This is a genomic window from Clostridium sp. OM05-6BH (assembly GCF_003481635.1).
Lineage (GTDB): Bacteria > Bacillota > Clostridia > Lachnospirales > Lachnospiraceae > Butyribacter.
Genome location: NZ_QULH01000010.1, coordinates 41,425 through 54,558, shown reverse-complemented (window position 1 = coordinate 54,558; position 13,134 = coordinate 41,425). Strand labels below are relative to the sequence as shown.

Genomic DNA, 13,134 nt, shown 5'->3' with positions numbered 1-13,134 from the left:
TAGTGCCTTCCGGTTCACGGATCGTGAGCCGGAAGGATATAATTGATAAAATATAGAAAGAGGTGAGTTGGTATGGTAGAGTTTGACAGAGTCAAAATGACGCTTGCAAACTATGAACAGCCACTGCTTGAAATGGGGAATTCACTTTGACCTCGCTAATAAACGAGATCGAGTGGAAGAACTGGACAAGACAATGGAAGATCCGGGATTTTGGGATGACCCGGAACATTCTGCCAAGATCGTGCAGGAGTCCAAAAAGCTGAAATCCGTGATAGAACGCTATGAGTCATTGGAGAGCGCCCGCGATGATATTTTGATGTTGATTGAGATCGCGGAGGAAGAAAATGATGTCAGCGTGTTGGAGGAAGTAGAAGATTCACTGCAGCAATTTGAGCAGGAATATGAATCCCTGCGTATTGAAACACTTTTGAGTGGAGAATACGACAAAGACAATGCAATATTAACGCTTCATGCCGGTGCCGGTGGAACAGAAAGCTGCGACTGGGCAAGTATGTTGTGCCGTATGTATCAGCGCTTTGCAGAAAAGCATGGATTTGAAGTTGAAATGCTGGATTTTCTGGATGGTGATGAAGCGGGTTATAAATCAGTTACGCTGCAGATCAATGGCGCAAATGCGTATGGTTATCTGAAATCAGAGCATGGAGTGCACCGTTTGGTGAGAATCTCACCGTTTAATGCAGCCGGCAAACGGCAGACATCCTTTGTATCCTGTGATGTCATGCCGGATATCGAAGAAGATCTTGATGTTGAGATCGCAGATGATGATATTCGTATCGATACATATCGTTCCAGTGGAGCGGGTGGTCAGCATATCAATAAGACTTCTTCTGCAATTAGAATTACCCATTTCCCGACAGGGATCGTGGTACAGTGCCAAAATGAACGTTCACAGCATATGAATAAGGATAAGGCAATGCAGATGCTCAAGGCAAAGCTGTATATTTTAAAACAGCAGGAGCAGTTGGAAAAGGCGAGCGGTATCCGAGGCGAATCCAAAGAGATTGGCTGGGGAAGCCAGATCCGTTCCTATGTGCTGCAGCCGTATACCATGGTCAAAGATCATCGTACCGGTGCTGAGATCGGTAATGTGCAAGACGTTTTGGATGGCAATCTGGATCCGTTTATCAATGCATATTTAGCATGGATCACAAAGTAAATGAGCAGTGTGCTCTATGCTCCTTTTTGTAAGGGGGCATCTGACATAAATAAAAATACATTGGCAGAGAAATGGAGGAAACTATGATTAACGTAAGTGTGTTAGGCTACGGAACAGTCGGATCCGGTGTTTTTGATATTATTCGCGAGAACAATGCGATGATCGCAAAACGCATCGGGGATGAGATCTGTACAAAATATGTGCTGGACTTGAGAGATTTTCCGGGAGATCCGGTAGAGGAAGTGCTGGTACATGATTTTGAAGTGATCAAAAATGATCCGGAGGTTCATGTGGTTGTAGAAACGATGGGAGGATTACACCCTGCCTATGAGTTTGTAAAGGCTAGTTTGGAGGCCGGGAAGAGTGTTTGCACATCCAACAAAGCGTTGGTGGCTGATTTTGGACCGGAGCTTATTCAGATAGCAAAAGACCACAATGTAAGTTTCTTGTTTGAGGCCAGTGTTGGTGGTGGTATTCCGATTATCCGCCCACTGCAGAGTTCTTTGAATCCGGATGAGATATTGGAGATTTCCGGTATCTTAAACGGTACAACGAACTTTATTTTGACAGAGATGACCAATAAGGGAGCTGATTTTGACACAGTGCTCAAAGAGGCGCAGCAGCTTGGTTATGCAGAGGCAGATCCGACTGCAGATGTGGAAGGATATGATGCCTGCCGCAAGATCGCAATCTTAACTTCTCTTGCTTATGGCAAGACACTGGATTTTAACGATGTTTATACAGAGGGAATTACCAAGATCACAGACCGTGATATCGTATATGCCGGTAAGATCGGGGCCAAAGTAAAAATTTTTGGTTCCAGCAAGAAAGATGGAGATCGCATCAGCGCAAAAGTTGCACCGGTGCTGATCTATCCGGAGAACCCATTATATAGCGTAGACGATGTATTTAACGCTATTTTAGTAAAAGGAAATATGGTTGGAGATGTCATGTTCTATGGACAGGGCGCCGGCAAGCTGGCAACAGCCAGTGCGGTCGTTTCCGATGTTATGGAAGTCGCTAAAAACATAGGAAAATGCGTTGAGGTACAGTGGAGTGCCGAGAAGATCGCTTTAGAACCTTTTGAGGAGAGCAAGAGCAGCTTCTTCGTGCGTTTGCGTGGAGATAAGTCACAGAATGCAGCTAAGGTCAAAGAAGCGTTTGGCGATGTGACAGAGATTGATGCCGGATATGCGGACGAATATGCATTTATCACGGGAGAGATCACAGAGGGAGCTTATGCATCAGCAGCAGATTCACTCGGCAATGTGATCAATAAGATCCGTGTTCCGGAGACGAAATAATAAGCCGCTCAGTAATATGAGCAGAAAAGAGGATAGATATGTTAATTGTTAAGAAATTTGGTGGTACTTCCGTTGCCAACAAAGAGCGGATCTTTAATGTGGCGAAGCGTTGTATTGAAGATTACAAAAAAGGAAATCAGGTAGTAGTCGTTCTTTCTGCAATGGGCAAACAGACAGATGTTTTGTTGGATATGGCAAAGGATATTAATCCGAAGGCGTCCCGCAGAGAGTTGGATATGCTTCTTACAACAGGTGAGCAGACATCCGTTGCACTTATGGCAATGGCAATGGACTCTCTCGGTGTTCCGGCAGTTTCCATGAATGCTTTTCAGGTGCAGATGCATACGACAGAAGTGTATGGTAATGCTCGTCTGAAGAGAATTGATACGGAGCGTATCCGTAATGAGTTGGATAATCGTCGTATCGTAGTAATTACAGGATTCCAGGGAATCAATAAGTTTGATGATTACACAACACTCGGAAGAGGTGGTTCCGATACGACAGCAGTAGCATTGGCAGCTGCATTACATGCAGACGCCTGCGAGATTTATACAGATGTAGATGGTGTCTTTACTGCAGATCCACGTGTCGTACCAAATGCTCGTAAATTAGACGAGATCACGTACGATGAGATGTTGGAATTAGCCAGTCTTGGTGCCGGTGTATTGCACAATCGTTCTGTTGAGATGGCTAAAAAATACGGCGTACAGTTGGTAGTACGTTCTAGTTTGAATACAAGTGAAGGAACTGTAGTAAAGGAGGAAAGTAAAATGGAGAAAATGTTAGTAAGTGGTGTAGCCACAGATAAAAATGTAGCACAGATTTCAGTAGTTGGATTAGAGAATAAGCCGGGCGTAGCATTTAAGCTGTTCCAGCATTTAGCAAATCACAATATCAATGTAGATATGATCTTACAGTCTGTAGAGCATGGCGGAACACAGGACATCAGCTTTACGGTAACCAGAGATCAGGCAGACACGGCAATGGAGACATTGGAAAGACATGCTAACACAAGTCTGAAATGCGAGAAGACAACAGTGAACACTAACGTTGCCAAAGTATCTATCGTCGGTGCCGGAATGATGTCTAATGCAGGTGTTGCAGCTAAGATGTTTGAAGCATTGTATGATGCAGGAGTAAACATTTTGCAGATTTCTACTTCCGAGATCCGTGTCAGCGTTCTCGTAGAAGAGAAGTACGTCAATGAGGCTGCACAGGCAGTTCATGATGCATTTGCATTGTCTCGTTAATTGACGGAGAACATCAAATATTGTCAGCGCGGAAAATTTAAGAGTTCAAGGTGAAGAAGGGCAGCCGCGTATCGAGTGGCTGCCTATTTTACTCTTGATGCATAGGCAAAGTGCGCATAGAAAGGAATATAGGATACTATGGATATTGTAAAGAAAATAGCAGCAGAGTTAGAAATTCGTCCGCAGCAGGTAGAGGCGGTCATAAAACTGATCGACGAGGGCAATACGATCCCGTTTATTGCCAGATACCGTAAAGAAGCACATGGTTCGTTGAATGATGAACAACTCCGTAATCTGAGTGAGCGATTAACTTATTTGCGTACACTGGAAGAAAAAAAGGAACAGGTTCTTGCAACGATCGAAGAACAGGGGAAACTGACTGATGATTTGAAGGCGCAGATCCTTGCAGCAGAGACGCAGGTACTTGTGGAGGACTTGTATCGTCCGTATCGTCCAAAACGCCGTACAAGAGCGATCATCGCCAAGGAAAAGGGATTAGAGCCATTAGCACAGATCATTTTGGCACAAGAAGTGACAGAGTCGTTAGAAACGATCGCCGAGCAGTATGTATCTGAGGAAAAAGAAGTGAAAGATGTTGCAGATGCGATTGCAGGAGCGAGAGATATTATTGCCGAGCAGATTTCTGATAATGCAGATTATCGTAAATATATCCGTGATATAACACGGGAAGAAGGTATACTTACCTCAACTGCCAAGGATGAAAAGGCGCAGTCTGTTTATGAGATGTATTATGAATATCAGGAGCCGGTTAAAAAGATTGCCGGTCATCGTGTTCTTGCGTTAAATCGTGGTGAAAAGGAAAAATTCCTAGTGGTAAAACTGGAGGCTCCGGAAGAACGTATTCTTACGTATCTATGCAAAAAGACGATCACAGAGGAAAATGAGATCGTAACGCCGGTGTTAGAAGAGGCAGTGACAGACAGTTATAAGCGTTTGATCGCGCCTGCTATCGAGCGCGAGATTCGTAATGAGTTGACTGAGCAGGCAGAAGACGGTGCGATCAAAGTATTTGGTAAAAACCTAGAGCAGCTTTTGATGCAGCCGCCGATTGCCGGTAAGACAGTTTTGGGCTGGGATCCTGCATTTCGTACCGGTTGTAAACTTGCTGTGGTAGACCCAACCGGTAAAGTGTTAGATACGAAGGTGATCTATCCGACGGCACCGCAGAACAAGGTCGAAGAGGCAAAACGTGAGGTGAAAAAACTGATCCAGAAATACGGAATTTCCCTGATCTCCGTCGGCAATGGAACGGCATCCCGCGAGTCGGAAATGATCATTGCGGATATGCTGCATGAGATCAAAGAACCTGTGCAGTATATTATTGTAAATGAAGCAGGTGCTTCAGTTTATTCCGCAAGTAAACTCGCCACCGAGGAATTTCCGAATTTTGATGTGGGACAGCGAAGTGCAGCGTCGATCGCAAGACGTTTGCAGGATCCGCTGGCAGAGTTAGTGAAGATCGATCCACAGTCTATCGGTGTAGGACAGTATCAGCATGATATGAATCAGAAGAAGTTAGGGGAAACATTATCCGGTGTTGTGGAAGATTGTGTAAATAAAGTTGGTGTGGATCTGAATACAGCATCCGCTTCACTGTTAGAGTATATTTCCGGTATCAGCAAAGTGATCGCAAAGAACATCGTTACGTATCGTGAAGAAAACGGAAAGTTTACGTCACGTAAAGAGTTGTTAAAAGTACCAAAACTGGGACCGAAAGCCTTTGAACAGTGTGCAGGTTTTATGCGTATTTTGGATGGGAAAAATCCATTGGATGCAACGAGCGTTCATCCGGAGACTTATGATGCAGCCAATGCATTATTAGATAAGCTTGGCATTGACACGGAAGAACTCAAAAAGATCCAGACGGAAGCGGCCAAACAGCAGTCCCCATTAGCCAAGAAGAAAACCGCTCCAAAGAAAAAGAAACAGCAGTTTGTTGTACGCAATACGCACACAGCCTTTGGCGCAGCCTTTGCGGAAGCCTTTGGCTCGATAGACCTGCCGAGCGGTGAGACGGAAGAAACACCGACAGAGAACAAAGCCTCCGGCAGTTTGCAGAAGCGTGTGAAAGACAAAAAGAAAATGGCTGACGAGCTTGGTATTGGTGAGATCACGCTGGTTGATATCTTGAAGGAATTGGAGAAACCTGCGAGAGATCCTCGTGATGAAATGCCAAAACCGATCCTTCGAACAGATGTGTTAGAGATGAAAGATCTCAAAGAGGGCATGATCCTTAAGGGGACAGTTCGAAATGTTATTGATTTTGGTGCGTTTGTAGATATCGGCGTTCATCAGGATGGATTGGTACATGTGTCCGAAATGTCGGACAAGAAATTTGTCAAACACCCGTTGGATGTTGTCAGTGTCGGAGATATCGTTGATGTCAAAGTAATGGGTGTTGATCTCAAAAAACAGCGTATTCAGTTGACTATGAAATTATAAAGGGGAGAGCATATGAACTTACGTGAAAAATTATTTGTTGAAGTAAGAAAAGGAACAAAGGTCACATTGAGTGAAAGCGATCTCAACAAAATGGATCGCATGTATGAGCGTGAGTTGGCGCAGTATGACAACCGTAAGGTTATGACGCCGTACCGAAAAGAGCCAAAGCGGGCGTTTTTGGCACAGCTGCGCGATTACGCTTTTGAGCGGATCTTGGACAGGCATTTGTACACATTTTCTCACGTGTTGGTTATTCCAAATCCATATGGAGTGGCTAAACAGACAGCCCTTATCCTGTTCAACTCTTCCAAGGAGTACAAGGTGCGCTATCGTGTGTTCGGAGATAATGGCAATGATTTTGTTGGTGAATCCAGCTATACAACAAGACATCGTGTGGCAATCTTGGGGTTGTATTTCGAACGTAGCAATACGGTAGATCTGTCTCTGATCGATCGAGAAGGAAAAGTTGTAAAGCATCGAGTGATCCGTATTTTTGTTTCAGAAGTGCCTGAAAACCAAAAGGATCTTGTGATGGAAGTAGAGGGAGATAAATCCGCAGCAATGCCGCTGCTGGCAGTCAACGGTGCCGCTTTTAGTCCATTGGTCTTTGATGCAGATGGTGCGATCCGATATTCAATGCAGCTTCGTACCTATAAGATGGGTATGATACCGATGCCGAATGGTCATGTTCTGCTGGCAGATCGAACAGCTAACATTGTAAACAGCATGGGCAAGATCCAGCCGTGCCGTTATCATGAAATGGATTATATGGGCAGAGTGTATCGCACATATATTTTGAATGAACCGATCGGTACTGCATTAGCACAGCACGATAGTTCGTTGTATCTTGTGACTTCGTCCGATGGAGAGCATTATAATGACTGTATTCTTACGATGGATATGAATACCGGTGAGATCGTACGCCGCATTAAGCTGATTGACTTGCTGGGAGAAAAATACCACACCGGTAAGGAATGGCTGCTTTTTTCAGCGATGGAGTACCGCGCCGGAAAGCTTTTGTTGACATTAAAGCGTATACACACGATCGCACAGCTTGATCTGGAGAGTGGCAAATTGGATTGGGTGCTGGCACCAAAATCAATCTGGCAGGATACAGAGTTGGAAGCCATCGCTTTGAAAACAGAGGGTGCTGATATCGAAATGGGAAGACCGGATAAGGCTGTTTGGATGGATGAGCACGAATTGTTGATCTATAGCACAGGTACTAAAGGGGCGGTAGATGGCGGATACAATGATGCGGAACATTCTGCGGTACTTCGTGTGTCGATCGATGAGGCTGCCGGCACATATGTACAGGAGAGCAAGAAAGACTGTTTGAAAACGATGCAGTTTGGTAGTGCCCTTTATACAAAAGAATACAACAAGTATTTCCATTTGACCGGTATCACGCAAGACCGTACGACAGAACTTCATTCCCAGATCCAGTTGGTCAATGGAGAAAACGGTGAAGTTGAGAAGACGTTTAAGCTGACCAAAAACTTTTTGTGGGCTTGGGAGTTTCATCCGGACATCCCATCATTTTGTGTGGGGATGGGACTGCATGATCAGACAGAGTTTGGTAAGCTCCCAACGCCGGAAGAATTTCATGGAGCAATGCCGGAAAAAACGGATCAGCGTATTCGTGGTACCTTCTTCGGTAACGTGCATTTATGCGAGAATCTTTTGCAGTATTCGATGCTGCCGGGGGCGGTTGAAAAGCTGTATTTTAAGGGTGAGCATAAGACATATGTACAAGATTATTCGCAACTGCGTATGGGCAGACGTAAAGAAATCTTTGCTGTGCAGGTGGATGGACTGGAACCTGGAGAATACGATATGTATTTGCAGTTCCAGGGAAAGATTCGCAAGCTGCGCAATGAATTGCGTGTGAAATAACGACGTGTAGTTTATAAAGTTTTCACAAAGTGAATCTTGCTTTTTATGAGGAAATTTCGTATAATTATACTAGAAACTTTGGAAAATACACAGAAATTTGTGCAATTTCAACAAAATTATTTTTATTATTTTACAGGAGGATTCTAGTATGGCAAACAGATTTGTATTAAACGAGACATCGTATCATGGGGCAGGAGCTATTGCAGAGATTGCAACAGAAACTAAAATTCGTGGTTTTAAGAAAGCGTTTGTATGTTCGGATCCGGACTTGGTAAAGTTTGGTGTAACACAGAAAGTGTTGGATGTACTTGAGAAAAATGGTATGGCATATGAGCTGTATTCAAATATTAAACCAAATCCAACGATTGAAAATGTTCAGACAGGTGTACAGGCATTTAAGGATGCAGGAACAGATTATCTGATCGCTATTGGTGGCGGTTCTTCTATGGATACTGCGAAAGCAATCGGTATCATTATCAACAATCCTGATCATGAGGATGTTGTCAGCTTAGAGGGTGCTGTAGATACCAAGAATAAGAGCGTACCGATCTTTGCAGTACCTACGACAGCAGGAACTGCTGCAGAGGTTACGATCAATTACGTTATTACAGATGCAGCTAAGAATCGCAAGATGGTTTGTGTAGATCCGCATGACATTCCTGTTGTGGCATTTATCGATTCCGAGATGATGTCTTCTATGCCTAAGGGGCTTACTGCAGCAACCGGTATGGATGCTTTAACACATGCGATTGAGGGTTACATTACGGCAGGAGCATGGGAATTGTCCGACATGTTCCATCTCAAAGCAATTGAGATCATTGCACGTTCTCTTCGAGGAGCAGTAGACAATACGCCGGAAGGACGTGAGGGAATGGCTCTTGGTCAGTACGTTGCAGGAATGGGCTTCTCCAACGTAGGTCTTGGAATTGTTCATTCTATGGCACATCCACTTGGCGCATTGTATGATACACCACATGGAATCGCAAATGCGATCATTCTTCCTACTGTTATGGAGTATAACGCAGAGGCAACAGGTGAGAAATATCGTGATATTGCAAAGGCAATGGGTGTTGAAGGTACAGAGAATATGTCTCAGGAAGAGTATCGTAAAGCAGCCGTTGATGCTGTAAAACAGCTTTCCAAAGATGTTGGAATCCCTACAGATCTCAAGGATATTGTTAAGAAAGAAGATATTCCATTCTTAGCACAGTCTGCATATGATGATGCTTGCCGCCCGGGTAATCCAAAGGAGACAAGTGTTGAGGACATTACGAAGCTGTATGAGAGCTTACTGTAATCAGATCATAGTTTCAATCTAAAATAATGGGCTGCGTGGCACTTTGAAATAAGAGTGTCACGCAGTTTTTTCAGGGTATAGGAAAATGCTCGTTTTGCTCTTTTTCATCCTCTTAAGCCTCCCTTTCCTTTAACAGTTCTGTCATATCATATCGTTTATTATGTCAAAGAATAAAAAAATTAAAAAAAATGAAAAAAATGCTTGCATTTTTGAAAATACTAGTGTATAGTATATCAAGTACGGTACAGATGACGTACAAAACATAAGAAATGTGCGCGTAGCTCAGCTGGATAGAGCGTCTGACTACGGATCAGAAGGTCGGGAGTTCGAATCTTCTCGCGCACGCTTACAAAGGTCTTGATTAATCAAGGCCTTTTTTGTTACAATAAGGAATTGTTTGGAACAGTAATAAGAAAGGATCGTAAGGTTATAATGCATATATTTGAAATAGATAGATTGGAACAAATTGTCGGCAAGGATCGGGTTCGCAAGGAGGAACCGCTTGCCAAGCATACTACTTTCCGAATTGGAGGGCCGGCAAAATGGTTTGTAGAACCGGACTCTGCGGAGCAGTTGGCTGCGTGCATTAAATATTTGGAAGAGGTGCAGATGCAATGGTATATATTAGGGAATGGAAGTAATCTGTTAGTTGCGGACGAAGGATACGACGGTGTGATATTGTCGCTGCATCGTATGAATAAGGAAGCAGAGCAGGTCGGTGAACTGCATCAGATCCGAATTTTGCCGGCAGATGCCAGTGAAACAGAGAAAGCGGCGGTGCTGGAGGAATATGGGGTTAAGCAGTGCATATCAACTGCTAAAGCCTATGTGAGTGCCGGTGCGGGAGTGATGCTTTCAACACTTGCAGCCCGGATTGCAGATCAAGGACTTGCAGGATTCGAATTTGCCGGAGGTATTCCGGGAACGCTCGGTGGCGCAGTGACGATGAATGCAGGTGCATATGGTGGCGAGATCAAGGACGTGATCGTAGCTGCTAAAATGATCGATCGAACAGGTAAGATCCATTTGTTTTCAGCGGAAGAACTACATTTGTCTTATCGACACAGTATTGTGCAGGAACAGGGGCTTATCGTTGTGTCAGCGTTATTTGCTTTTGAACAGGGAGACAGGGCGCAGATCAAGGCGCAGATGCAGGAATTAAATGCGAAACGCCGCGAAAAGCAGCCGTTAGAATATGGAAGTGCAGGCAGTACTTTTAAGAGGCCGGAAGGATACTTTGCCGGTAAATTGATCGAGGACGCCGGATTGAAAGGATATCGGGTTGGTGATATCATGGTGTCGGAGAAACACTGTGGCTTCGTGGTCAATGTAGGACAGGGAACCTGCGCACAGGCAGATGCAGTGATCAGGCATGTGCAGCAGACTGTTAAGGAGCAGTTTGGTGTCACCCTTGAGACGGAAGTTAAGAGACTTCCGGAACAGTAATACGCTGAAGCGGCCAGTGATATGCAGGAATTAACAGAGAAGCGGCATAGTTCGTCATAAAACGGCGGCATTGTTGTTGGACGATTATGTAGAAATGAGGGCGAATATGAGATTTGTGATCGTTACCGGAATGTCGGGTGCAGGAAAGAGTTCTGTTTTAAAGATGCTCGAAGATCTGGGATATTTTTGCGTGGATAATTTGCCGGTGCATTTTATTCCGAAGATGACAAAGTTAATGGTGGACGAGCAGGAGACTGTCGACAAGATGGGTCTTGGCATCGACGTGCGTAATTTGCAGGGATTATCTGATCTTGATAACATCTTGGACAAGATGAAGCAGGAAGGATATCCTTATGAGGTGCTGTTTCTGGAGGCAGATGACAGTGTGCTTGTAAAACGCTATAAGGAGACGAGACGTAATCATCCGTTAGCATTGCAGGGGCGTGTCGATAAGGCGATTGCGGCAGAGCGAGTAGAGCTTGCCCATATCAAAAAGCGTGCGGATTATATTTTAGATACCAGTCATATGCTGGTACGTGAGTTAAAGCATGAGGTGGATCGTATTTTTCTGGGAGAAGAAGAGTATGAGAATTTCTTCGTGACACTGTTGTCCTTTGGATTCAAATATGGTATACCGGAAGATTCCGATCTTGTGTTTGATGTACGTTTTCTGCCAAATCCATATTATATTCCAACGCTCAAACCGCTGACAGGAAATGATCCGGCGGTGTATGATTACGTGATGGCTGCACCGCAGGCAAAAGAATTTCAACGCCAGCTATTTGAAATGGTGAAGTTTCTTATACCGAATTATATTGCCGAGGGAAAGAATCAGATTGTGATCAGTATTGGATGTACCGGAGGAAAGCACCGGTCTGTTTCGATGGTGCGTGCCCTGGAATCACAGATGAAATCTTTGCCATATACGGTCAAGATGGAACATCGCGATATTGAACGGGACGCCAAGTGAGCGGGCTTAGAAAGGAATGTAAGATTGCTATGAAAATGTCATTTTCTGGAAAGGTGAAAGAGGAACTTGCTTCGCAGTTAAGCCCGGCAAGACACTGCCAGATTGCGGAATTTGCAGCGCTTTTTGCTCTTTGTGGTAAGATCCGACATCGCAAGAACGGTAGTATTTATTTGGAAGTACATACGGAAAACTTGACAGTAGCGAGAAAATCTTATATCTTAATAAAGATGGCGTTTCAGGCGGAAACGCAGATTAGGATCCGGAACCATAGTTTGCTGACAAGAACGCCAGTGTATCATTTGCTGGTATTGGCGCAGGACAAGGCATATGAGATCCTAAAAGCGATTAAATTATTGAGTGAATCAGAGGATCGATGGGGCGATCTGTCGACGATTCCAAGCCGCTTAGTGCAGAATACATGTTGCAAACGTGCGTATTTGCGAGGTGTGTTTATGGCGGCAGGATCAATAACTAATCCGGAGAAGGCGTATCATCTCGAAATTGCAGTGTTATCAGAGTCGTTTTGTTTGCAATTGCAGCAGATCGTGGCTTTCTTTCAAATTGAGGCGAAGATTGTAGATCGAAAGAAATATCATGTCTTATATGTAAAAGAAGGTTCTATGATCGTGGACACCTTAAATGTTATGGAGGCACATCAGGCATTGATGGATTTTGAGAATGTTCGTATTTTGAAAGAAGTACGTAATTCAGTAAATCGACAGGTCAACTGTGAAACGGCTAACATTCATAAAACAGTAACTGCAGCTGCGAGACAGATTGAAGATATACAGTACATAGAGACTGCCAAAGGGGTTCGCTGGTTAAGCGATGGGCTACGCGAGATTGCAGAGTTGCGATTGGAATATCCTGATCTGCCATTGGCAGAGCTTGGACAGAAATTATCCAAGCCACTTGGAAAGTCGGGAGTAAATCATCGTTTACGAAAGTTAAGTGAAATTGCAGAGCGTTTGCGGGCGGAACAAGAAATCAGCCTCAAACCAAAGGAGGAAAGGTCATGATAACAAAGAAAATTAAAATCCAATTAAAGAACGGATTAGAGGCAAGACCGGTTGCAGTATTGGTTCAGGTTGCAAGTCAATATGACAGTCGTATCTATGTTGAATGTGAAAATAAGAAAGTAAATGCTAAGAGCATTATGGGACTTATGTCTTTAGGACTCTCCGCAGGAGAAGAGGTCGTAGTATCGATTGATGGAGATGATGAGACAAATGCCATGGATGAAATTGAGAAGTACCTTAGTGCGGCACAGGCATAATGGACAAACCAAACATATTATTTGGGTAACACAAAAGGCAAAGTGCTAACTTTGC

10 protein-coding genes and 1 tRNA gene are annotated in these 13,134 nt (G+C 44.1%); all 11 read left to right on the top strand.

The annotated features are described in order from the left end of the window. Positions 1–72: 72 nt before the first annotated feature. The 11 genes from prfB (at position 73) to DXB73_RS09495 (ending at position 13,079) form a co-directional block, all read left to right on the top strand. Positions 73–1,177, top strand: a protein-coding gene (prfB, locus tag DXB73_RS09545) for a peptide chain release factor 2 (RefSeq protein WP_118690954.1) whose coding sequence is annotated in 2 segments (ribosomal slippage) — positions 73–147 and positions 149–1,177 — 1,104 coding nt in all. Because the reading frame shifts where the segments join, the coding sequence is not laid out codon by codon here. Between the two features lie 83 nt (positions 1,178–1,260). Continuing rightward, positions 1,261–2,481, top strand: coding sequence for a homoserine dehydrogenase (locus DXB73_RS09540; protein ID WP_118506741.1), 1,221 nt, complete (start codon positions 1,261–1,263; stop codon positions 2,479–2,481). A gap of 38 nt (positions 2,482–2,519) precedes the next feature. After that, complete coding sequence (locus tag DXB73_RS09535; RefSeq protein WP_022025227.1) at positions 2,520–3,731, top strand: aspartate kinase; 1,212 nt, start codon at positions 2,520–2,522, stop codon at positions 3,729–3,731. 138 nt (positions 3,732–3,869) lie between these two features. Then, positions 3,870–6,194 (top strand): Tex family protein, encoded by a 2,325-nt coding sequence (locus DXB73_RS09530; protein ID WP_118690953.1) that lies wholly within the window; start codon positions 3,870–3,872, stop codon positions 6,192–6,194. 12 nt (positions 6,195–6,206) lie between these two features. Beyond that, complete coding sequence (locus DXB73_RS09525) at positions 6,207–8,090, top strand: aryl-sulfate sulfotransferase (protein ID WP_118690952.1); 1,884 nt, start codon at positions 6,207–6,209, stop codon at positions 8,088–8,090. Positions 8,091–8,238: 148 nt separating this feature from the next. Further along, entirely contained in the window at positions 8,239–9,387 is a 1,149-nt protein-coding gene (gene fucO, locus DXB73_RS09520; protein WP_118690951.1) for a lactaldehyde reductase, read from the top strand. 271 nt (positions 9,388–9,658) lie between these two features. Next, positions 9,659–9,732 (top strand) — tRNA-Arg (locus tag DXB73_RS09515). Between the two features lie 87 nt (positions 9,733–9,819). Further along, complete coding sequence (murB, locus tag DXB73_RS09510) at positions 9,820–10,833, top strand: UDP-N-acetylmuramate dehydrogenase (protein WP_118690950.1); 1,014 nt, start codon at positions 9,820–9,822, stop codon at positions 10,831–10,833. Positions 10,834–10,939: 106 nt separating this feature from the next. Then, positions 10,940–11,803 carry an RNase adapter RapZ gene (rapZ, locus tag DXB73_RS09505; RefSeq protein WP_022025232.1) on the top strand — a complete coding sequence of 288 codons (864 nt, stop codon included), beginning with the start codon at positions 10,940–10,942 and terminating at the stop codon, positions 11,801–11,803. 29 nt (positions 11,804–11,832) lie between these two features. Further along, the gene (gene whiA, locus DXB73_RS09500) at positions 11,833–12,822 is read left to right on the top strand and encodes a DNA-binding protein WhiA (RefSeq protein ID WP_347559532.1); all 990 of its coding nucleotides are present in this window, start codon (positions 11,833–11,835) and stop codon (positions 12,820–12,822) included. Further along, complete coding sequence (locus tag DXB73_RS09495; protein ID WP_022025234.1) at positions 12,819–13,079, top strand: HPr family phosphocarrier protein; 261 nt, start codon at positions 12,819–12,821, stop codon at positions 13,077–13,079. The genes whiA and DXB73_RS09495 overlap by 4 nt, the downstream gene beginning before the upstream one ends. The last annotated feature ends 55 nt before the right edge of the window (positions 13,080–13,134 follow it).

Bases quoted from the DNA above. Each gene is read 5' to 3' on its own strand.
- DXB73_RS09540 (WP_118506741.1), top strand. From the start codon at position 1,261: ATGATTAACGTAAGTGTGTTAGGCTACGGAACAGTCGGATCCGGTGTT.
- DXB73_RS09535 (WP_022025227.1), top strand. From the start codon at position 2,520: ATGTTAATTGTTAAGAAATTTGGTGGTACTTCCGTTGCCAACAAAGAG.
- DXB73_RS09530 (WP_118690953.1), top strand. From the start codon at position 3,870: ATGGATATTGTAAAGAAAATAGCAGCAGAGTTAGAAATTCGTCCGCAG.
- DXB73_RS09525 (WP_118690952.1), top strand. From the start codon at position 6,207: ATGAACTTACGTGAAAAATTATTTGTTGAAGTAAGAAAAGGAACAAAG.
- fucO (WP_118690951.1), top strand. From the start codon at position 8,239: ATGGCAAACAGATTTGTATTAAACGAGACATCGTATCATGGGGCAGGA.
- murB (WP_118690950.1), top strand. From the start codon at position 9,820: ATGCATATATTTGAAATAGATAGATTGGAACAAATTGTCGGCAAGGAT.
- rapZ (WP_022025232.1), top strand. From the start codon at position 10,940: ATGAGATTTGTGATCGTTACCGGAATGTCGGGTGCAGGAAAGAGTTCT.
- whiA (WP_347559532.1), top strand. From the start codon at position 11,833: ATGAAAATGTCATTTTCTGGAAAGGTGAAAGAGGAACTTGCTTCGCAG.
- DXB73_RS09495 (WP_022025234.1), top strand. From the start codon at position 12,819: ATGATAACAAAGAAAATTAAAATCCAATTAAAGAACGGATTAGAGGCA.